The organism is Cryptosporangium minutisporangium (assembly GCF_039536245.1).
GTDB classification, from domain to species: Bacteria; Actinomycetota; Actinomycetes; order Mycobacteriales; family Cryptosporangiaceae; genus Cryptosporangium; species Cryptosporangium minutisporangium.
In genome coordinates this window covers 22,311-43,829 of sequence record NZ_BAAAYN010000052.1, presented here as the reverse complement: position 1 = coordinate 43,829, position 21,519 = coordinate 22,311, and the positions used below count along the sequence as shown (strand labels likewise).

The following is a 21,519-nucleotide window of genomic DNA, read 5'->3' as shown; positions in this document are numbered from 1 at the left end:
CCGGACGACGACCCCCTCGGTGATCTCAGTGTGCCCCCCTCTCACGAGAAGAACCGTCCATTCGAGAACCGTACTGACGACCGGAACCGCCGCTCCGCGACGTACCGCGGCGGACAACGCCCATCCGGCCGCGTGACCCCGCCGGTCGGTCGCGAACGGGAACTCGAGGCCCTGCGGCATGCGCTCGTCGACACGGCGGGCGGCACCGGCGGGTGTCTCGTACTGAGTGGTCCGGCCGGGATCGGTAAGTCGCACCTGCTGCGCGCCGCGGTGCAGATGGCGGCCGAGCGATCGATGGCGGTGGCGTCCCGGCGGGCGTTCGAGCTGGACCGCGCGGTCCCGCTGATCACGCTCGCCACCGCGCTGCGGCGCAGCGAGCCCGCGACCGACGCCTTCGACTGGCTGTCGGACGACGCCGACCCACACTACGGCATCCTGGAGCGGCTGGGCGCAGTCTTGGAGACGAGGGCCGCGGTGGCGCCGCTGGTCGTCGCGATCGACGACGCACACTGGATCGACGAGTTCAGCGCGCTGGCGATCCGGCAACTGGTACCCGCGCTGGCGTCTTCACCGGTCCGGTGGCTGTTCGCCCGGCGTCCGGAGCCGGCGGACACGCCGGGTCAGCACGTGCTGCACTGGCTGGTCCGGGAAGGCGCCGAGGAACTGACGCTCGGGCGGCTCTCCGACGCGGCGGTGGGCGAGCTCTGCGCCCAGGTGCTCGAGGCCGAGGTCGACGGCACCGTGCTCGCGCTCGCCCACGGGCTGGGCGGGATCCCGCTGCCGGTGACCCAGCTGATGACGTCGTTACGGGTGACCGACCAGCTCGTGGTGAGCGACGGGATCGCATCGGTCGTCGGTACGGCGCTGCCGTCGAGCTTCGTCGCGATGATCCGGCAGGTCCTCGACCAGCTGCCCGACCGCACCCGCCGGCTGGTGCAGGCCGGGTCGGTGTTCGACCGCCCGTTCGGGATCGACGAGGTGGCCCGGCTGCTCGGGCAGCGCGCCGCCGACCTGGTCCCGCTGGTCGAGCAGGCCACCGCCGCGGCGATCCTCGTCGACGAGGGACGCGCGCTGACGTTCGTCCACGAGCGCGTGCGGCAGGCCGTGTACAGCACGATCGGCGAGCCGATCACCGTGGTGCTGCACCGGGAGGCCGCCGCGATCGCCCGCGCCGACGGGCGGCCGCCGATGGAGGTCGCCCAGCACCTGCTGCACGGTGGCGCGGACGGCAGCCGAGAGGCCGTCGAGATGCTGCGGGCGGCGGCCGAGGACGTCGCCGACGTCGCACCGAGCACCGCCGCCGACCTGACCGTCCGCGCGTTGGAGGTGCTCGGCGACCACGGGCAGGGGCGCAGCGCGCTGGTCGCGCAGGCCGTTCGCCTGCTGGCCGCAGCCGGGCGGCTGACCGAGGCACACGCGCTGGGCCGCACGGCGCTCCGCGCCGGGCTGGACCGGGAGACCGAGTCGCTGCTGCTGCTCGGCCTCGCCGAGGCGTTCAAGCACGCCGGCAAGAACGAGACCGCGGTCGACTACGCCGAGCAAGGTCTGGCACAGCTCACCGGGTCCGACGCGCTGGCCGCGCAGCTCTATGCGATCCGCGCCCACGCGCTGGTCTACAGCGGTGATCTGGACGCCGCCGACCGGTCCGGGGAGCTGGCGGACATGATCGGCCGGACCTGCGGCGAGCACGCGGCGTCGGTGTTCGGGCGCACCGCACGCAGCCTCGTCGCGCAGGCCACCGGTGACCTGAACGGGGCACTCCGGCACGCGCTGGAGGCGACCGAGACCGCTGACCGGGTCGGTGGCGCGGCGCTGCTGCGGCATCCGCGGATCTGGCTGGCCAGCGCCTACACCGACCTCGACCGGTTCGCCGACGCCGCCCGAGCCCTCGACCGCGGTCGGCAGGAGTCCGCGCAGTTGGGAACCGGCTGGTCGGCGCCGCTCTGGCACTACTACGGCGCGGCGCTGCTGGCCGCCCGTGGCCTGCTCGACGACGCGTCCGCCGAAGCCGACGCCGGGCTCACCGTCGCCGCCCAGCTGGGCTCGCACCAGCTGGCCGTTCCGCTGCTCGGGACGCTGACCCGGCTGGCCGTCGAGCGGGACGAGCTCCCCGCCGCCGAGGAGCACCTCGGCCGGATGCACACGCTGATCGACACCGGGATCACCGCCGCACCCGAGGACGTCGTCTGGCCCGAGGCCCTGTTCCTGGCCGCCACCGAGGGAGCCGGCCCGGCGCTACGCCTCGCGGCCGGTCTCTACGACGCGCTGCCCTCCCGCCCGGTCCTGATCGGACAGAATCCGGGCAACGCCGCGACGCTGCTGCGGATCGCCCTCGACGCACGCGACGACGCGCGCGCCAAGATCGTCGTCCGAACCACCGACAGCCTGGCCAAGCGGAACGCCGGCCTGCACGCGCTGGCCGCCGCTGCCGCCCACACCGACGGGCTGCTCCGCCGGGACCTCGGCGCGCTGCGCGTCGCGATCGGGCACTACCGCAAGTCACCGCGTCCGCTCGCGCTCGCCGCCGCGCTGGAGGACGCCGCCGCGCTGAGCGGCGCTCCGCGACAGGCCCGGGAGTGGCGGCAGGAGGCCCACGCGCTCACCGGGGCGGGCGGCGCCCACCGGGCCCGACGTCGTCTGGAGCAGGTTCTCGGCGCCTCCACCGGGCCGGGCCACGAGCCCGCGTCGCCGCTGGACCTGCTGACCCCCGCCGAGCTGCGGGTCGCGCTGCTGGTCGCCGACGGGCTGACCAACCACCGGATCGCCCAGATCCTGCACGTGTCGCCGCACACCGTGGACAGCCACCTCCGCAAGATCTTCTCCAAATGGGGCATCCAGAACCGCGCCGCCGCCGCGGTCCTCGTGGCCCGCACCCGCGACGATCCCGGTGCGGGGCCGCCCAGCGGTCGCCGGAATCACGGAAAGACGTGATGGCGTCGATCGTCGGTGCCGCCCCAGCATGACCACACGTGGCGGAGCCGCCGCGTGGGCATCGACGGGGGCATCGACGGGGAGGTCCGATGGCCACATCCGCACCGGGAGCACCAGTGCTGGTCGTAGGAGCGGGAGCGGTCGGCTCGATCCTGGCACTGGAGCTGGCGCACCACGGGGTATCGAGCATCGTGCTGGATCGCGCGGAGACGCCGCCGCAAACCACCGACGTGGACTATCTGGACGGCCGCAGCATGGAACTGCTGCGGCGGCTACGGCTCTCCGCGGCGATCCGCGCGCAGGGCGTCGGACCCGACGTCCCGGACGAGGTGGGGTGGAGCCAAGCGCTCGACGAGCCGCCGGTGCTGGTGTCGACCGTGCCGTCGCTCAACGAGCTGCGTGGGCGTTATGCGGACGTGCGGGACGGCAGTGCGCCGGTGGAGCTGCCGCAGCGGGTGTCCGGCGTGCGGCTCGCCGCCCAGCTGCGTACCGCCGTCGAGCAGCACCCGCTGATCGACCTGCGGCTCGGCTGGACGTTCAGCGGCGCCCGGCTCGAGTTCGACCGCGTCGTGGCCGTCGCGCTCGCGCACGGCGCGGCACCGGGCCGGCGGCGCACCACGATCGAAGCGCGGTACCTCGCCGGCTGTGACGGTGCCCAGAGCACGGTCCGCCAGTGCCTGCAGGTGCCGATGGAGGAGCTGAGCGCTCCGGTCCAGCACTGCTCGGTGTACTTCCGCAGCCCGGAGCTGAGCCGCCGGTTCGACGGTCGCCACCCCGCCACGCTGATCGTCGGCGGCCTGACGCTGGAGTACCGGGACGACGGCGATCTGTGGGTCGGGCACCTGCGGCTGGCGTCCGGGGACCTCACCGCCGACCCGATCGCGCTGCTGCGGGCCGAGCTGGGTGGGCGCCTGGAGTCGGCGGAGGTTCTCGACGTACGGCAGTGGGACGACTCGCTCGCGGTGGCCCGGCGGTACCGCCGCGGTCCGGCGTTCCTGGTCGGCGAGTCGGCGCATCGGTTCTACCCGGCCGGCGACAACGCCGCGACCAGCATCGAGGACGCCGTCGACCTCGGCTGGAAGCTGGCCGCGGTGGTCAACGGGTGGGGCGGACCCGGCCTGCTCGACAGTTACGAGGCCGAACGTCGTCCGCGGGCGCTGATGGACCGGGAGCTGGTGGCACGGCAGCTGGAGACCCGACGGCGGTTCGGGCGGCTGGCCGCGGCCGGCGCGTCCCGCGAGTACCTCGCCGGCGTGCTGCGGCAGGAGGTGACTCCGACCGACGGGGCGCTCAGCACGGCCCTGGCCAGCCGGTACGCGACGTCCGCGGTGATCTGGCAGGACCAGGACGTCGTCGCGCCGCTCGGGCCGGGAATCAGGGCACTGCCGACGACCTGGACCGGCGGCCGGGCACCGGCGGTCCGACTGGACGACGGAACGCCGCTGTTCGACCGGCTCGGCCCGCAGTTCACGCTGGTCGACCTGACCGAGAACGAGGCCGGAAAGCCGCTGGTGCTGGCCGCGGAGCGGCGGGGCATCCCGATGGCCCATCTCGTCGTCGGCGATCGGTCGGTGCGCACCAGCTGGGACCGGAGCCTGGTGCTGGTCCGCCCGGACCAGCACATCGCGTGGCGCGCCGACGCCGCACCCACCGACTGGAACGCCGTGCTCGACCGGGTCAGCGGGCACGGAATCCCGTGATCACGTCATGCGTATCCGCGGCGGCCACGGCACCCTCGTGGTGACGTTCCCGCGACCGCGGCCGGAGGCAGTGTCGGAGGGGTGCACTGCCATCGGTCGTGCCGGGCGTCAGGAGCTGGTGAGCCGCTCGACGAGGTGGGGGCCGAACGGGGCGTCGAGCGAGAGCACCAGGCGGCAGTGCGCGGTGGGTTGGTCCGGGTAGCCCACCCGCTCGCCGCGCAGGTCGCAGATCGTCTGGCCACGGCCGGGACCGTCGGTCGAGTCGACGACGACCTGCACCGTCGGGGCCACCAAGGGGGTGGCCCCGCCGGCGGTGATCGCGGCGGCGAGCGGATCGTGCAGCGGCGCGCACCGGCGACCGAACGTCCCGACGTAGAACTCGTAGTAGACGTCGAGCATCTGGCCGAGCGCACGCGGGATCGGGACGTCGGCGGCGAGCAGCGATTCCCGGTCGGCCTCCTCGATCATGTGCTCCATCGTCACGTCCAGCGGCACGAGCGTCAGCGGCCACTCGGCGGAGAGCACCCGGTCGGCGGCTTCGGGGTCGTTGAAGATGTTGGCCTCGGCCACCGGCGTGACGTTGCCGGGTACCCGCGCCGCGCCGCCCATGACGACGACGCTCTCCACGAGGTAGGGCAGCGCGGTCTCGACGTCGAGGGCCCGCGCGAGGTTGGTCAGCGGGCCGACCGCGAGGACGCGGAGGTCACCCTCGTGCTCGTGAGCCAGCCGGACCAGGAGGTCGGCGGCCGACTCGTCGGACAGCGGCTCGCGGTCGCCACGCGGTAACTCGACGTTCCCGACACCGTTCCCACCGTGGATGTGCGCCGGACCGCCGAGCCAGGCGCCGGCCAGCGGCTTCTCCGCCCCGATCGCCACCGGCACGTGGCCGTGGCCCCCGAGCGCGAGCAGGTCCAGCGTGTTCCGCGCCGCCCGGTGGGCGTCGATGTTGCCGAAGACCGTGCCGACGCCGACCAGGTCGACGTCCGGGTGGGCCATCAGGTAGGCGATCGCGAGCGAGTCGTCGATACCGGTGTCACAGTCCAGGTAGACCGGGCGGCCCATGGCTCTCCCTGTGGCGGAACGGGTGCGTGCGGAACGGATCGTAGGCATCCCGAGATGCGGGCGACGCCGCGGGGCGCGAGGCTACCGCCATGGGGGATCGCGTGCGCTTCGACGGGTGGATCGCGGGCGTGGGGACCACCGAAGGCACCCGGCTGGTCCTCGGGCACTGGCCGGTCTCGCCGTTCGGGCCGGTCAGCGACGTGATGATCGAGGACTCCGCCGGCCGCCGCACGCTGCTGGCGACCTCGTCCCAGCTGGGCGAATTCGTGGCGGCGACGTACCGGTTCGACGAGGTGCGGGTGGTGCCGGTGGACGTCCGGCGGAGCGGTGCGCGGTGGAGCGTGACGGCGGGGCCGCTGGACTACGCGTTCACCACCGGCCCGCGCGGTCCGCTGGGTCTGCTGCTGCGGGCGGTGCCACGGTGGCTGGCCGGGTCGCCGGCCTGGGTCCGTCTGGTCGACCTGCCCGCCCGGGTGGTGCTGCCGGGCGTCCGGACTCACGGCAGCGCGGGCAACGGCCGCTACGAGTGGTACGGCGCCCGAGACCTGCGGCCGATCGTCGGCGCGACGGCGCGGTTCGACGGGCGCGACCTCGGCGCTCCGGCCGAGATCGACCCGCCGGTGCAGTTCGGCTTCGGCTCGACCCCGAAGGCTCCGTCGCTGGTGCGCATCACGACGACGATCGACCTGCCGTGACCGCGCCCGGCGCGGGGGCGGTCCTCCGCGCCGGGGCGGTGGTCCACGCCGGCGGCTCAGCCCACCCGCTCGATCACCGCGCGGCGGATCAGGAACTTACCCGGCTCGCGGACCTGCTCGAACGCCGCGTTGTTGAGCAGCACGCAACTGCCGGACGGGCCGGTGACCTCCACCGTGATCGACTTGTTGTTGTCGAGGTTCGTGACCCGCAGCCGGGTCCCGGCCGGGAACTGGTTGCTCGACGCGGCCGGCGTACCGCCCTCCTCGCCGGAGAGCGTCACGGTGCTGCCCGCGCAGACGACGTCCCCCTCGGCGGCGTCGCCGTTGCCGTTCGCAGGCGGGGCCGACGTGGCGGGCGCGGGGGCAGCCGTCGTCGGAGCCGGCGCGGCGGGCTGCCCCGGCGCCGCATCGGCGACGACGACGGCCGTGCAGCCGGCGACCGCGCGACGCTGCTGGATCAGGTCGACGACGGCCTGCCGGTTCGCGATCCGGGCCGTCGACTGGGCGTCGGGGTTGCGCTGCTGGTCGGCGATGAAGTTCAGGTTGTTGCGCAGCGCGGTGTCCAGACCACCGCAGTCCTCCCGCGGCGCCGCGCTCTGCACCGCGGCGCTCTCGCCGGCCGAGCTCACTCCGATGCTCACCGCGGTCGCCCCGCCGAACACGAGCGCCATGCCCGCACCGATCGCCGCCGTCCGCCGCCAACTCGACTTCCGATTCCGCACGAGACACCCTTCGGCCGTACTTCGCTGAGACCTTCGATAGCGAGGTACGGACGGCTGGCTTCAACCGGTTCGGAATGCCGGAAGGTCTTAAGGTTCGATGGTTCAGGGGACTTCCGCGCCTAGGGGCCGGTCGCGGCCGCGGGGAAGATTTCGGCGGGTGGGCGATCGACCGTGGACACGTGAACGTGGTCGTAGTGGCCACCGGTGACGTCGGCCGGGTCGTAGACACCGCCGCCGGTGTAGCGACGCCAGCCGGCGGCGTCGCGCTCCCAGGACCAGATCCGGCCCTGGAAGATCACGTAGTGGACGTGCAGCGCGCGGGCGTGGGTGCGCAGCCACCGGGCCAGTCGCCAGCCCTCCGCCACCTGGGCCCGGTCCGGGAACGCACCGATCCGCCCGATCGTGTAGTCGCAGGCCCGCCCGCGCGGGTGGTCGCTCCGGGGATTCCAGACGTGCGCGTCCCAGCATGCTCCCGGAAGGTCGCCGAACCGGTTGCGCACCTGCAGCACCAGCCAGTCCGTCGGCGCGGTGACGCAGCCGCTGGTGCGCACCGGGTCCGGGAGGACACATCCGGCCGGTCCGTCGAGGTACGGCCGCGGCGCGCCGGGTACCCGCGTCGACGCGTGCCCCGCGGTCGCGCCGCTTGCTACCAGCACCAGGCCGAGCCCGACCCGCACACACGCACTACGCATCAAAGCACCATAAAATCGACTACCGGTGCGCGCACCGACCCCCGGGTTGTTGACGGCACCCGGGGTTTGACGTCATATCGGGGTCCAACGGCGCCGTTGGACCCCGATTCGACGTCAACCCGCGTGAAACCGCGGGCGGTCTAGCCGACCGGGGTGGGCTGCGGCGCCTCGGCGAGGATCTCCCGCACTCGCGGGATCACCTGGGTTCCGTAGAGCTCGATCGCGGTCGCCACGCGAACCGCTCGTAGACGCGGACCGGGTCGTCCGAGCTGAGCACCGTCACCGCGGTGCGCAGCCGGATCCGCTCGGTCCCCGCGGCGATCGCGGCGAGCACGATCTCCGGTGCCGAGATCGCGAAGTCGTCGCGGTGGTGCTCGCCGACGCCGAAGCTGTCGACGCCGACCCGCTCGGCGAGCACGCCCTCCTCGACGACGTTCCGGATGACCTGGGCGTAGGGAACGGGGTTCCCGTCCAGGTCGACGCTCCGGTCGCCGAAGATGTCCAGCCCGAACTCCACGTCGGTCATGCCCGCTCCTCGTTGCACCTGGTTCGTGTTCCTGAGACGGCGGTGGAGCCCGCCCAGGACGAGGCTGGCAGTCGAGCGCGAGGCCGCCGCGACCTTTGCTGTGGTCTCAAGGCCTCGCGCTCGCCTGTCGGGCTCGCCCCCTGGGCGGGCCGTGCACAGGATCCAAGGCCACGCGGAAGAGGGCGCGGGGGTCCTGCAACGACGCCGGGGGCCGGGCGGCGGCCCGCGCCACGACGTGCGTGAACCGGGCCGGACGCCGATGCGGCAACGGCTCCCCCGGCGCGAACAGGTAGTCGCCGACGACCTCCCCAAGCAGCAGTCCGGCGCCCTGCTCCAGCGGGACGCCGATCAGGTCACCGGGCTGCATCTCGTCCAGGAACGCCGACAGCTGCCGCAGCGCCTTGGCCGGGCGTCGTCCGGACAGTTCGCGGGCGAGTCCTCGCAGCTCGACGGGGCCCAGCCCGGTGGCGTCGACCGGGACGCCTGCCTCGAGGCCCAGCCCGACGACGCCCTGGCTCAACGCCGTGCCGAGCTCCAACGGCCCCGGCGGGCGCACGATCCACACCGGCACACCGTCCGGGGCCGGAGCCGGGGGCACGTCGTCCGCCGGCGGCCAGACGTACGGCAGGTCGTCCGGGGTGTCCGGGAACAACGGGCCGTAGTACGCCGGGTCCTTCGCGCGCAGGTTCGACCGGTGGGAGCGGTGCACCTCCTCGTCGCCGACCCAGCTCGGCAGCAGCCCGGCCGCGGCGGCCTCGGCCTGGGTGAGCCTCGCGGCGTCCGGGGCGAACTCGGCGATCAGCGGCGCCGTGCTGTCGGCGAACCCGCGCTCCCGCCAGCCGCGCACCATCGCCAGCCCGTAGACCACCAGCCCGGCGGTGCGGCCGCGCCACATCGTCGTCACCGGGTGCGAGGCCCAGCCGTAGTCCGGCAGCTCCAGTGCGCGCAGCACCTGCAGCGTCTCGACGCGTTGTTTGCCCAGCCGTGGCGAGTCGAGCAGCGCGGCCGACTCGGCGAAGTCGGCGACGGGGAGGAAGGTCTGCAGTTAGATCACCAGACTCAGCAGCAGGACACCGATCAGGCCGCAGACCGAGATGAGGCACTCCATCACGGTCCACGTCTTGAGGGTCTGGCCGACGGTGGTACCCAGGTACTCCTTGATCAGCCAGAACCCGGCGTCGTTGACGTGGGACAGGAACAGCGAGCCGGCCCCGATCGCCAGCACCATCAGCGAGACGTGCGCGCTGGACAGATCGGCGGCCACGGGTGCCAGGATGCCGGACGCGGTGACCGTCGCGACGGTCGCCGAGCCGGTAGCCACCCGGATCAGTACCGCGACGATCCAGGCCAGCAGCAGCACCGGCAGCGCGCTGCCCTCGACGGTGTCCGCGATGATCTGCGCGAGCCCGGTGTCGATCAGCACCTGCTTGAGGCCGCCGCCGGCGCCGACGATGAGCAGGATGCCGGCGATCGGCGGCAGCGAGTCGCCGATCGACGAGGCGATCGCTCCGCGGTCCATGCCGCCGCCGCGACCGAAGCCCACGATGCCGACGAGCACCGCGATGGTCAGCGCGATCAGCGGCGTCCCCACGAAGTCGATCGCGTCCTTCAGCGCGGTCTCCGAGTCCGGCGCGACGACGTCCGCGATCGCCTTGGCGAGCATGAGCACGACCGGCAGCAGGATGCAGCCGAGCGTCACCGCGAAGCTCGGCCGACGCCGGGCATCCATGCCCGGTCGAGCGGCGGTCGCCACGGCGCCGCGGTAGTCGTCGGAGCCCGACGAGGCGTCGGCGACGTCCTCCACACCGGAGCCCCCGCTCCCCGCGACCCGCCGCCCGGGCTCCGCCGCGCCGTCGCCCGACTCGGCCCGCGCGGCGGGCGCTCCACCCGGGCGGTCCTGGTCCGTCGTGAACAGGTCCGGTACCGGGACGTCCACCCAGCGCGCGGCCCACCGGCTGAAGAGCGGGCCGGAGATGATGACGGTCGGGACCGCCACCAGGATGCCCAGCGCCAGCGTGAGTCCGAGGTTCGCCTCGAGCGCGTCGACGGCGACCAGCGGCCCGGGGTGCGGTGGTACCAGGCCGTGCATCACCGAGAGGCCGGCCAGCGTCGGGACCGCGATCCGCATCAGCGACAGCCCGGACCGGCGGGCGACCAGGATGATCACCGGGATCAGCAGCACGACGCCGATCTCGAAGAACATCGGCAGGCCGATGATCGCGCCGACCAGCGCCATCAGCCAGGGCAGCGCCGCCGGCCGCGCGCGCCCGACGATCGTGTCGACGATCTGGTCGGCGCCGCCGGAGTCGGCGAGCAGCTTGCCGAAGATCGCGCCGAGGCCGATCAGCAGGCCCACCGACGCCATCGTGGCGCCGAACCCGCTGCTGAAGCTCTCGACGGTGTCGAGCGCCGGGAGCCCGGCGCCCAGGCCGAGACCGATCGCGCCGACGGTGAGCGCGATGAACGGGTGCATCTTCAGCCAGGTGATCAGGATGACGATCACCGCGATGCCGATCAGCGCGGCGATGATCAGTCGGGCATCGGAGCTGGCGGGGCTCGGTGCGTCCGCGGCAAGAAGCGTGGTTACGTGCATGGCGTCTCCCGGTCGGTCCCGGCACGGCCGGGGCGGGCAGCGGCGGCCCGCGCCGGGTCTCTACCCACCTGGCACGGTCTTCAGCCGTCTGACCGTTCTCGACTTGCAACCGCCCGCTGCGGCGTCTGTACGTCACCGTCCGGTTGCGCTGTGGTGCGCACTGTTTCTGAACTAGACCGGTCCGAATATCCGGGTACGGTGACGCGCGGCCGTGTCGTCCGGTAGACCGGTACGCGGACCGGTACCGAGGGAGGCGCTGTGGTCGACAGTGACGTGCTGAGCACGCAGAAGCGGGGACGTCGGATCGCGATGACGAAGGAGGAACTGGACGCGTTCCTCGCCGACAGCCGCACGTGCCGCGTCGCCACGCTGACGTCCTCGGGCGCACCGCACGTGTCGCCGCTCTGGTACGTCTGGGACGGTACGTCGCTCTGGCTCTACTCGATCGTCAAGAGCCAGCGCTGGACCGACATCCTCCGGGATCCCCGGGTGGCCGTGGTGGTGGACGCCGGGCACGACTTCTTCGAACTGCTCGGCGTCGAGCTGCGCGGAACGCTGGAGCAGGTCGGTGAGGCGCCCCGCACCGGCGCGGAGTCGATCCCCGAGCTCGAAGCCGCCGAGCGACTGTTCGCCGCCAAGTACTTCGAGGGCGAGGGCAACATGTATCACGACGGCCGGCACGGCTGGGTGAAGCTGACGCCCAGCAAGATCGCGTCCTGGGACCACCGCAAGATCGCCGGCCTCAACGGCGGCTGAGCGGGCCCGTCACACGATCAGACCGCCGGTCGCGCGGAGGTTCTGGCCGGTGACCCACCCCGCGTCCGGCCCGGCGAGGAACGCGACGACCCGGGCGACGTCGACCGGCTGGCCGATCCGCCCCAGGGCGGTCAACGCCGCGGTCTGCGCTGCCGCCTCGGGCGGGTTCGTGTCGCGGAACAGGTCGGTCTCGCAGGCGCCGGGCGACACGGTGTTCACCGTGATGCCGCGCGGTCCGAACTCGCGGGCCGCGACCGCGGTGAACTGCTCCAGCGCCCCCTTGCTGGCGCAGTAGAGGCTGTGCCCGGGCGCCGGGATCACGGTGTTCAGCGTCGAGACGTTCACGATCCGGCCGCCGTCGCGCAGCAGCGTCGCCGCGCGCTGCATCGCGAACAGCGGCCACTTCGTGTTGACGGTGAGCACCCGATCGAACTCCGCCGGGGTGAGGTCGGCGATCGCCGCGCCCGGATTGATCGCGGCGTTGTTCACCAGGATGTCGAACCCGTCGGTGACCGGCGTGAACAGCGCGTCGAGGGTGTCCAGGTCGGCCTGATCGGCGGCGACCGCGTGGACGGCGTCGCCCAGCGCGTCGACCAGGTCGTCGGCCGCGGCCTTGTTCTCCTGGTAGGAGAAGACGACCCGCGCGCCGCGCCCGACAAGTTCCTCGACGATGGCCCGGCCGATACCGCGCGAGCCGCCGGTGACGACCGCGACCAGTCCTTCGAGTGAGCACGATCCGGAGAGCGTCATGCCGCCGAACGCTAAGGCGCTGCCCGCACGGTGTCTTGGACGAATGCGAACAGCTCTCCCGGCGTCGCGTCGACCAGCGCCCTGGTCTCCCGGCTCAGGTGCGACTGGTCGGCGTACCCGACCGCGGTGGCCGCACCGAGCGTCGCCTCCGGGCCGGCCAGTGCCGCCAGTGCCCGCTGCAGCCGGGCCACCCGCGCGACGGTCTTCGGCGACAGCCCGATCCGGCGCCGGAACTCCAACTCCAGGTAGCGGCGGCTGACGCCGAGTTCGGCGGCGAGCGCACCGATCGGCGCGCGGCCGGCCGGGCGCTGCAGCCGGAGCCAGGCCCGGTCGACGATCCGGTCCGGCGGAGTGCGCACGGCCCGCAGCCGGGCCGTGAACTCCGCGTCCAGCGCCGCCACGCGGGCCGACCAGTCCGGCAGCTCGGCGAGCCGATCGGCGAGGCCGGCGAGGGGTGCGACCGCCTCCAGCGGCACGGTCTCCCCGGCCAGCTCGCGCACGTCCGGACCGAGCAGCGTCCGCACCCCCGCGGGCGTCAGGCCGACCGAGACCCCCACGCGCCACGGTGGCCCGTCGTGCAGCACACCGGTGTGGCGCGCTCCGGTCACCAGGCGCACCGCCGGGTCGACGTCGAGGAGGACGGTCGTCAGCGTCATGGGGAACATCCGCCGGCGCAGCGGGCCGGGACGGTCCGCTGCGCCGGCGCGGTAGCCGCCGTACCCCACGACGTAGGGGCGCAGCCACGGCGCGGCGACGCTGACGGTGGTCGAGCAGCGTCCGGCGCCGGGGTCGGCCAATGCGGAGTGCAGTTGCGGCAGCACGCCTCCCATTGTGGCTGTGAGGAGGTCCACTAGAACGTTCTAGAAGGACCGAGCTACGCTGACCTGCGTCGATCGATGGCTCCGTCCGCCGGTGCGCATCGGCACCGTCTCGGGAGGGCCCAGTGGAATCCGTGACCCGCGCGCGCCGGAGCGCGGCTGTCCTGTCGCTCGCGCTCGGCGGCTTCGCGATCGGTTTGACCGAGTTCGTCGCGATGGGTCTGCTGCCGGAACTGGCCCGCGGACTGCTGGCGGACGCGTACGACCGCTCCGCCTCGGACGCGGTCGCGCAGGCCGGGTGGACGATCACGGTCTACGCGCTCGGCGTCGTCGTCGGTGCACCGACGATCGCCGCGCTGACCGCGCGAGTCCCCCGCAAGCGCCTCGTCCTCGGCCTGCTGGCTTTGTTCGCGGCCGGCACCCTGGCGTCCGCGCTGGCGCCCACGTTCCCCCTCGTCCTGCTGGCGCGGTTCGTCGCCGCCCTGCCGCACGGCGCCTACTTCGGCGCGGCCGGCATGGTCGCCGCCGCGCTGATCGGCCCCGGGAGCCAGGCGAAGGGCTTCGCGGCGGTGCTCTCCGGGCTGACCGCGGCGAACATCGTCGGCGTACCGGCGATCACCGGCCTGGGACAGGCGACGAGCTGGCGGGTCGCGTACCTGGCGATCGCCGGCATGTTCGTCCTGACGCTGCTCGCGGTGCTGGCCACCGTGCCGCCGATCGCCGCCGCGCCCGGTGGTTCGCCGCGCCGGGAGCTCGACGCGTTCCGCACCCCGCAGGTCTGGATGGCCGCCGCCGTCGCGGCGATCGGCTTCGCCGGGTTCTTCGCGGTCTACAGCTACATCGCGCCGATCACGACCCACGTCACCGGGCTGTCCTCGTCCGCGGTGCCCTGGGTCCTCGGGACGATCGGCCTCGGCATGACGGTCGGCAACCTGCTCGGCGGCGCGGTCGGTGACCGGAACCTGCGCCGCAGCATCCTGCTCGGGCTGAGCGCCGTGGTGGTGACCGCCGCAGTGTTCGGAACGGTCGCGCGGCACCCGGTGGGGTTGTTCGGCGCGGCGTTCGCGGTCGGTGCGGCGTGCCTGTTCAATGCCCCGGCGCTGCAGGCACGGCTGATCGCGGTGGCGCCCCAGGCTCAACTGATGGGGGCGGCGATCAACCAGTCGGCGACGAACGTCGCGAACAGCCTCGGGGCGGCGCTCGGCGGCCTGGTGATCGCGGCGGGCTTCGGCTACCTGTCCCCGGTCTGGGTCGGTGTCGGCCTCGCGCTGCTCGGCCTCGGCCTCGCGGTCGTCAGCTTCCGCCTCGACGCCCGCCGGGACCCGGCGCAGCCGCACCCGGAGACCGCTGCCGCGTTGAGCGAGACGCGCTGATCAGTACGCTACGCGGATGCGGACGCCACCGCGCCGGCCGACCCTCGCCGACGTCGCCGCGCAGGCCGGGGTCTCGACCGCGCTCGCGTCGATCGTCATGCGCGACGCCCCGGGCGCCAGCGATGCCACCCGGCGCCGCGTCCTCGACGTCGCCGACCGACTCGGCTACCACCCGGACAGCCGGGCCCGGTTGCTCCGCAGCGGACGGAGCCGGCTGCTCGGCGTCGTGTTCGGCGTTCAGCACGCGTTCCACGGGGACCTGGTCACCGGCTTGTACGAGGCGGCCGCGCCGCTGCGCTACGAGCTGACGCTCAGCGCCGTCACGCCCCGCCGCGACGAGCGCACCGCGATCGGTGGCCTGCTGCAGGACCGGTGCGAGGCGCTCCTCGTGCTCGGCCCGCAGTCCCCGACGTCCGCGCTGGCCACGCTCGCATCCCGGTTGCCGGTCGTCGCACTCGGACGCGAGATCCGGCACCGCGCGGTGGACGTCGTCCGGAACGCCGACTGCCAGGGACTGCACCAGGCCGTCGATCACCTGGTCGGGCTCGGACACCGGCGGATCGTCCACGTCGACGGCGGGCGCACCCCCGGCACCGCGGAGCGCCGTCGCGGGTACCGGGACGCGATGCGCCGCCACGGCCTCGAGCGGGAGATCCGGGTAGTGCCGGGTGGCCCCACCGGGGAGGACGGCGCCGCCGCAGCCGCGACGCTGCTCGACACCGTGCCGCCGCCGGAGGGGCCCACCGCGATCACGGTCTTCAACGACCTCGCGGCGACCGGTGTCCTGGACACGCTCCGCCGCGCCGGGCTGAGCGTGCCGGGCGACGTCAGCGTGGTCGGTTACGACGACAGCCGGCTGGCACGCCTGACCTACCTCGACCTGACGACGATCGCGCAGGACACGGCCACCATGACGACGTTGGCGATCGCCCGCGCGGTAGCTCGCATCGAGGGGCAGGACGTCCTCCAGCGCGAGCAGGTGATCCCCCCGCACCTCGTCGTCCGCGGCACCACCGCCCCACCCCCGCCCGCGCCCAGCCAGATTTTCGGGAAGACCACCGCTCCCGGCGCCTGAGGGGGCGGATTTCGGAAGACCACCGCTCGCCGCGCCCCGGGAGGCGGATTTTCGCGAAACAGCCCCGGCGCGCGGGGCAGCGCGGCGCCGGGGTGGGGCGCGGTGCTTCAGGCGGCCAGGAGCCAGCGGGCGGCCGCGTCGCGGAACGGGGACAACCCCTTGTAGGACGCCATGTCCTCGGGCAGCTCCGCGAGCACCAGCCCGAACCGCCGTCGCCAGGCCGGCACCGTAGCCAGCTCGGCCAGGGAGAGCAGATACGTCCGGATCAGGAACAGCACCGCCCCCGAGTAGCCCAGCCGGATCAGATGCTGCACCTCGACCCGCAGGTGCAGTTGCCGCGCCAGTTCGTCGCCGGTCAGCGCCCCGGCCGCCGCTCGCGCCGGTCCCCAGGACGGCTGTGCCTCGGTCGACTGGTCGAGGATTCTGCCGACCGTCACCGACCAGTTCGTCCGCCGGTACTCCTCGCCGGGCTGCAGGCGCATCAGGAAACGCTCCGCCCGGGACACCACCCCGTCGGCGTGGACGCGCGGCACCGGACCGTGGATCTCACTGAACGTCATCCCCACGTCGAACCCCACCGACCACCCGGCCGCGAACGTCACGCACGCGGCGTCCGCCCAGAGCGCACCCTCCCGCTGGTCGAGCAGCACGATGTCGTCCGGGATCTGACTACCGAGGAACGCCAGCGGGCCACCGGGGACGGAGGAATCGTCCCCTTCGCGGAACCGCTGGTCGACGCCGAGCAGCCGGTTGCGCCACCGGTACTCGCCGTCGACAGCGTCCAGCGACATGACGTCCGGGTAGGACGACGCCAGATCCCTCAGCACCGTGACCAGCGCGTCCCAGCAGGCCGGGCGCGCGTGCGGCAGTACCCGCAGCCGGCCCGGATCCATGGCCAGGATCCGGGCCCGCTCCGCCAGCTCGTCCCGGTAGTCGTCGTCGACGTCGACGACGTGCGCGCCCCACTCCCCGGCGTCGGTCCGCACCGGAGTGCGGGCCCGCTCGACGTTGGTGCCGTACCGGAACGTGTCGGCACGGAACGGGAAGGGGAACGCGGACAGCGGCATCAGCCGGTGATCGCCGCGACCTCGGCCGGGCTCAGCCTGACGCTCGCCGCGGCGATGTTCTCCTCCAGGTGCCCGATCGAGCCGGTGCCCGGGATCGGGAGCATCTGCGGCGACCGCGCGAGCAGCCACGCCAGCACTACCTGCCGCGGCGAGATGCCGTGGTTGACCGCGGCCTCCTTCACCGCCGCGCTCTCGGCGCTGATCGGTGCCCACGGCAGGAACGCGAGCTGCTCCTGCTCGCAGAGGTCGACGACCGACTCGGACGTGCGATCGTCCGCGTTGTAGCGGTTCTGCACGGAGACGATCGGCGTCAGTCCCTGGGCGATCGCGATCTGCGTCTCGTCGAAGTTCGAGACACCGATGTGCCGGACCTTGCCGGCCTGCTTCGCCTCGATCAGCGCCCCGAGCGACTCCTCGATCGGTACCGCCGGGTCCGGCGCGTGGAACTGGTACAGCGGGATCTGCTCCAGCTTGAGCCGCTTCAAGCTGCCCTCGAGCGCCTTGACCAGGTGCTCGGGACGACCGTTGCGGGGCCAGACGCCCGGGCCGGTGCGGGTCAGCCCGCCCTTCGTGGCGATGACCAGGTCGTCCGGGTACGGGTACAGCGCCTCGGCGATCAACTCCTCGCTGACGTTCGGCCCGTACGAGTCGGCCGTGTCGATGAAGTTGACGCCGAGCTCGACGGCGCGGCGCAGCACGGCCTTCGCGGCCTCGCGGTCCGGCGGGTCACCCCAGATGCCCTGGCCGGTGATGCGCATGGCACCGAAGCCGAGACGGTTGACGGTCAGGTCACCGCCGACGTCGATCGTGCCGGCGGCACTGGCGGTAACAGCATTGGACTCCGACATACGACGGGTACTCCTTCGACTCGCAGCGCGATCTGAATCGAACCTACGCCGGACGCCGTGACCCGGCCATGTGTCAGACGACTGCAGACGGACGTGCCCGTCCCCGTTTACCCGGCCGATTCCAGGGCAGCTACACAGCGGCTCGCGCGTCAGGCATCTACGACGGCCACGTCGTCGTATCTACGACCAGCTGCCCGGCGCGCGGGCCGCTCACTGTGCCCCGGCGCCGTACGTCGCCCACCAGGCCCAGTGGTCGGGGTCGGCGAACGGGTGCTCGGACTCCGCCCGCTCGGTCACCACCGCGAGCTGGTCGGCGCCGAGAACCGGCCGGTCGGCCGCCCAGGTGAGCAGGTCGTCGCCGGTCGCGGTGCGGAGCCGCTGCTGCGCGGCGAGGAGTGCGGCGTCCACGTGGGCGACGTCCGCGACGCCCGGGTCGAGCTCGTCGTGGAACCATGTGGTGAGCAGCGCCGCCGACAGGCCGTCGACCGGGCGGGCGGTGGTGACAACGGCGGTGGCGCCGGCCGCGAGCAGCGTCCGCACCAGGATCGGAGGCAGCCCACCCGCCTCACCGGAATTGAGCACGACGACCGCGCCGTTCCAGGTCATCGCCGCGAGCCGCGCCGGGGTCACCCGGTCGGCCCCGGCTTCGCCGGCCATCAACAGCCCGCTGCGCTCCGGACGTCGTTCGTCGGTGACGACGCGGCAGGCCAAGTGCACCACCGGCACCGTCAGCGACGCCAGGTCAGCGGCGAGCCGCTCGGCGGTGACCGCCGCACCGCCGAGCGTGGCGACGCCGAGCCGTCCGGCGGCGTGGTCGGCCGCGATCCGCGCGAACGGCAACTCGTCCAGCGGATCGACGGCGACGAGGCCCGGCCGGGGCCCGCCGGGAACCGGGTGCGGCGCCGGGGACCGCAACGACGCGCTGGGCAGCAGCGACACCCGGAGGCGCGCGCCGCCGTCCGGCCGCCGGTGCACCGGGACGCCGTAGAGCGCGCCCGCCGCGGTCAGGGCCACCGTGCTCCGCGCCTCGGCCGCGTCGACCACCGCCGCCAGCCGACGCTGCGCCGGATCGTCCGCGGACACCGAGACGGCCGGTCCGGCCGCCACTACCGCGCCGGCCACCGGCTCGCCCGGTGCCGTGGTGAGCGCGTACACCCCGCAATCGCCGGCGAACACCACGACCCGCGCGGCGTCGCCGGGGTCTCCCCCGGCTTCCGGCGCGTCCGGCGCCCCCGCCGTCTCGGCGCGCTCGACCAGCGCGAGTGCCTCGGGGAACCGCCCGAGCCGCAGCGCCACCTCGGCGGCCACGGTGTACGGCGGCTCCATCCCGGGGTCGAGTGCGCCCGCCCGTCCCCGCAGCGCGTCGTGGGCGGCACAGGCAGCACGCAGACGCTCGAACGTCGCCGCGGACCAGTCCCCGGCGGCGGCGTCGATCCGCCCGAGCGCGCCGTCCACCGCTGCCCGGACCGACGGATCCGTGCTGCCCTCAGCCACCGCGACGAGCCGCCCGCGCAGCGCGGCCACCCCCGCACCGTCCCCTCGCCGGGCCAGGTACGCGACGAGTCTCGCCAGCGGGATCGCCGGCGCGCGCTCCGCCGCCGCCAGCGCGGCCCGCAAGTGCCGCTCGGCCAGGTCGTGGGCCCGGTAGCGCTCGCAGAGCACCGCCGCGGCGGTGTCCACCGACGCCGGCAGTGTCTCCCCCAGGTACGACGCGAGGCTCCGCGCGCGCACGACCACGTCGAGTAGCCGCAGCTCGCGCCGCACCTCGCCGGCGGGCGGCCGGGGCTCCGCCGCCGTGGCGAGCAACTCGGACAGCGCGACGAGCGCCGTGAGCTCGGTCCGGGCGTCGCCGAGCGCGGCGGCCTGCGAGCGGGCGCGGTCGAGCAGCGCCCAGGCCGCGTCGTCGTCTCCGCGGGCCAGCTCCAGCCTCCCCTGCGCCGACCAGACCTGGGGCAGCACGTGCCCGGCCCCGAGCGCCGACCACATCACCGCGGCCATCCGCAGCTTCTCGTCCGCCTCGGAGTAGCGGTGATCGGCCAGCAGGTTCTCGCCCTCGGTGAGCGACCGGGCGCCGATCATCGCAGGTGCGCCCACCGCGACCGTGCGGACGGCGTCCGGGCCGAGGTTCCGGGTGGCCTCGAGCAGTGCGGGCGGCGCCACGGCGGGCAGCTCACCGGCGTCGGCCCGGCGCTGGGTCTCGGCCTCCACCTGCCGGACCCGGGCCGCGTAGCCCTCCGTGTAGTGCCGGACGTCGACGCCGCCGTAGAGCGTCTGCGCGAGGTCGTGCGCGCGGACGAACGCGTCCGCGGCGGTCGCGGGGTCGGTCTCCCGCGCGAGGCCGGCCAGCAGCACCAGGGCGTTGTACGCCTCGGCGTCCGGGCCCGCCTCGGTCAGCAGCGTCGCGGCGGCCCGCAGGCGGTCCAGGCCCGCCGCGGTCCGGCCGCGGCGGTAGAGCTCGCGGCCGAGGGCGACGAGCATCGCCGCGCGGTCGGCCGGGTCGATGCCGGGCTGGTCGAGGGCCTCCTGGTAGAACGCGGCGGCGCGCAGGTCGCCGGTCCGGACGAGCAGGTCCGCGTAGTCGCGGAGCACGGCGACACGGCCGGGGCCGGGCGCGACGGTCCGGACGAGTTGAACGGCCTGCCGGAAGTAGCCGTCCGCGCGGGCCAGGTCGTCGGCGGCCAGCTCGACGTAGGCCATACCGCTGACTGCGGCTCCGGCCAGGTCCGGGTCGCCCAGCGCCTCGGCGACGTCCAGCGCCCGGCTGTAATAACCGCGGGCCTGATCCAGCCGTCCGGCGGTACGCGCGCACTGGCCGAGCAAGCGCAGGGTGAGGAACGCGTTGGGGTGCGCCCCGACGGTCGTCACCAGCGGCAGCGACTCGACGAGGACCCGCTCGGCCTCACCGGCGCGCCCGTGCTCCAGCAGCGTGTGCCCGAGGACCACCCGGTCCCGGAGAACGGAGTCCGGGGTCACGACGGAACCCCGACGCTCCCGTCGCCGTCTCCGGAACATCGACACCCCGGCTCCCGCTCGACTCCGATTGATGACAACCGCCCCTACCGTGTGCCGGTGCCCCGGAACACGCTCACCGCTCGGATCCAGAGGCTGGACCCCGAGTCCGACCACGCCGAGATCGTCCGCTTGCTGTTCTTCCACGAGTTTCCCTGGGATCTCCGCACGGCGGGCAAACTGGTCATCTGGCACCTCTATGCGGTTCCGGGTACAGCGGCGCGGATCGGCCCTACCGACGCGCTCGCCGGACGATCCCACACCACGTCGCTTGCGTTCGGTGACCTGGTCGCCGAGGGTTTCGACTCGCCCTCCGGGCGGACCGTCCTCCGCGGCATCAACCGTGGTCACCGCTCCGGCAGGGTATCGACGGAAGACAACCGGTACGCACTCGCCGCGCTCGCGGTGACCGCCGTCCGATGGCTCGATCGCTACGGCTGGCGTCCGCTCGCCCCCGCGGAGCGGACCGCGATCGCGGTGTTCCACGCCGAGCTCGGCCGCCGGATGGGCGTTCCCGACCTGCCCCGGACGTACCCGGCTCAGGCGGAGTACCTCGCCGCGTGCGAGCGCACCCGGTTCGCACCGTCGGAGGCCGGGCGGGTGGCCAGCGAGCGCACGCTCGCGATGGTGCGCGCCCACGCGCCCTGGCCGATCCGGCCGTTGGTGGTCCCGGTGTTCGCCACGCTGCTGTCCCCCGGCGTCCGGGCCGCGGTCGGTCTTCCGGACGCCCCGGCGCCGGTGCGGTGGGCGGTGCGGTCCGCGCTGGCGGCGCGCCGCCGGGTCGTCCGCCTGCTCCCACCGCGTCCGCGCCCCACCACGCCCCGGACCCGGCGCAACCTCCCACCGGCGACCGCGGAAGCCGACGCCGGTCGGGTAGACCTTGCGCGGCCGGGGTAGCAACG

At 73.8% G+C, this 21,519-nt stretch carries 17 protein-coding genes and 1 pseudogene; 7 read left to right on the top strand and 11 right to left on the bottom strand.

The genetic code is table 11. The features are described 5' to 3' along the window. Positions 1-132 precede the first annotated feature (132 nt). Both ABEB28_RS35650 and ABEB28_RS35645 read left to right on the top strand, forming a co-directional pair. A complete protein-coding gene (locus ABEB28_RS35650; RefSeq protein ID WP_345732687.1) occupies positions 133-2,931 on the top strand; it encodes an ATP-binding protein in 2,799 nt (932 codons plus the stop codon). Between the two features lie 89 nt (positions 2,932-3,020). Then, positions 3,021-4,631: an FAD-dependent monooxygenase gene (locus ABEB28_RS35645; RefSeq protein WP_345732686.1), complete on the top strand. Its 1,611-nt coding sequence runs from the start codon at positions 3,021-3,023 to the stop codon at positions 4,629-4,631. Positions 4,632-4,739: 108 nt separating this feature from the next. Here ABEB28_RS35645 and ABEB28_RS35640 read toward each other — a convergent pair whose 3' ends face one another. Continuing rightward, a complete protein-coding gene (locus ABEB28_RS35640; protein ID WP_345732685.1) occupies positions 4,740-5,693 on the bottom strand; it encodes a nucleoside hydrolase in 954 nt (317 codons plus the stop codon). Positions 5,694-5,782: 89 nt separating this feature from the next. Here ABEB28_RS35640 and ABEB28_RS35635 point away from each other — a divergent pair, with 89 nt between their 5' ends. Next, a complete protein-coding gene (locus ABEB28_RS35635; RefSeq protein ID WP_345732684.1) occupies positions 5,783-6,388 on the top strand; it encodes a hypothetical protein in 606 nt (201 codons plus the stop codon). Positions 6,389-6,444: 56 nt separating this feature from the next. On the opposite strand, the gene ABEB28_RS35630 is transcribed toward ABEB28_RS35635, so the two are convergent. From ABEB28_RS35630 to ABEB28_RS35610, 5 genes and pseudogenes are all read right to left on the bottom strand, one after another. Beyond that, complete coding sequence (locus tag ABEB28_RS35630) at positions 6,445-7,059, bottom strand: RlpA-like double-psi beta-barrel domain-containing protein (protein WP_345732721.1); 615 nt, start codon at positions 7,057-7,059, stop codon at positions 6,445-6,447. Between the two features lie 170 nt (positions 7,060-7,229). Further along, the gene (locus ABEB28_RS35625; protein ID WP_345732683.1) at positions 7,230-7,802 is read right to left on the bottom strand and encodes a VldE C-terminal domain-containing protein; all 573 of its coding nucleotides are present in this window, start codon (positions 7,800-7,802) and stop codon (positions 7,230-7,232) included. Positions 7,803-8,034: 232 nt separating this feature from the next. Further along, positions 8,035-8,328: pseudogene (locus ABEB28_RS35620) on the bottom strand (LLM class flavin-dependent oxidoreductase); the annotation flags it as partial. 106 nt (positions 8,329-8,434) lie between these two features. Continuing rightward, the gene (locus tag ABEB28_RS35615) at positions 8,435-9,373 is read right to left on the bottom strand and encodes an MSMEG_6728 family protein (protein ID WP_345732720.1); all 939 of its coding nucleotides are present in this window, start codon (positions 9,371-9,373) and stop codon (positions 8,435-8,437) included. Then, complete coding sequence (locus ABEB28_RS35610; protein ID WP_345732682.1) at positions 9,374-10,921, bottom strand: GntP family permease; 1,548 nt, start codon at positions 10,919-10,921, stop codon at positions 9,374-9,376. Between the two features lie 276 nt (positions 10,922-11,197). On the opposite strand from ABEB28_RS35610, the gene ABEB28_RS35605 reads away from it, so the two are divergent. Further along, positions 11,198-11,677 (top strand): pyridoxamine 5'-phosphate oxidase family protein, encoded by a 480-nt coding sequence (locus ABEB28_RS35605; protein WP_345732719.1) that lies wholly within the window; start codon positions 11,198-11,200, stop codon positions 11,675-11,677. Positions 11,678-11,686: 9 nt separating this feature from the next. On the opposite strand, the gene ABEB28_RS35600 is transcribed toward ABEB28_RS35605, so the two are convergent. Next, positions 11,687-12,427: an SDR family oxidoreductase gene (locus tag ABEB28_RS35600; RefSeq protein WP_345732681.1), complete on the bottom strand. Its 741-nt coding sequence runs from the start codon at positions 12,425-12,427 to the stop codon at positions 11,687-11,689. Positions 12,428-12,438: 11 nt separating this feature from the next. Beyond that, positions 12,439-13,248, bottom strand: a complete 810-nt coding sequence (locus tag ABEB28_RS35595; RefSeq protein ID WP_345732680.1) for a helix-turn-helix transcriptional regulator — start codon at positions 13,246-13,248, stop codon at positions 12,439-12,441. A gap of 122 nt (positions 13,249-13,370) precedes the next feature. On the opposite strand from ABEB28_RS35595, the gene ABEB28_RS35590 reads away from it, so the two are divergent. Together ABEB28_RS35590 and ABEB28_RS35585 are read left to right on the top strand one after the other, a co-directional pair. Next, entirely contained in the window at positions 13,371-14,618 is a 1,248-nt protein-coding gene (locus tag ABEB28_RS35590; protein WP_345732679.1) for an MFS transporter, read from the top strand. A gap of 16 nt (positions 14,619-14,634) precedes the next feature. Further along, complete coding sequence (locus ABEB28_RS35585; RefSeq protein ID WP_345732678.1) at positions 14,635-15,693, top strand: LacI family DNA-binding transcriptional regulator; 1,059 nt, start codon at positions 14,635-14,637, stop codon at positions 15,691-15,693. A 107-nt stretch (positions 15,694-15,800) separates the two neighbouring features. Here ABEB28_RS35585 and ABEB28_RS35580 read toward each other — a convergent pair whose 3' ends face one another. The 3 genes from ABEB28_RS35580 to ABEB28_RS35570 form a co-directional block, all read right to left on the bottom strand. Next, the gene (locus ABEB28_RS35580) at positions 15,801-16,760 is read right to left on the bottom strand and encodes a heme-dependent oxidative N-demethylase family protein (protein ID WP_345732677.1); all 960 of its coding nucleotides are present in this window, start codon (positions 16,758-16,760) and stop codon (positions 15,801-15,803) included. Continuing rightward, positions 16,760-17,608, bottom strand: coding sequence for an aldo/keto reductase (locus tag ABEB28_RS35575; protein WP_345732676.1), 849 nt, complete (start codon positions 17,606-17,608; stop codon positions 16,760-16,762). The genes ABEB28_RS35580 and ABEB28_RS35575 overlap by 1 nt, the downstream gene beginning before the upstream one ends. Before the next feature lie 210 nt (positions 17,609-17,818). Continuing rightward, positions 17,819-20,581, bottom strand: a complete 2,763-nt coding sequence (locus tag ABEB28_RS35570; RefSeq protein ID WP_345732675.1) for a tetratricopeptide repeat protein — start codon at positions 20,579-20,581, stop codon at positions 17,819-17,821. Between the two features lie 96 nt (positions 20,582-20,677). Between ABEB28_RS35570 and ABEB28_RS35565 the strand changes: the two genes are divergently transcribed. Next, complete coding sequence (locus ABEB28_RS35565; protein WP_345732674.1) at positions 20,678-21,514, top strand: oxygenase MpaB family protein; 837 nt, start codon at positions 20,678-20,680, stop codon at positions 21,512-21,514. Positions 21,515-21,519: the final 5 nt, after the last annotated feature.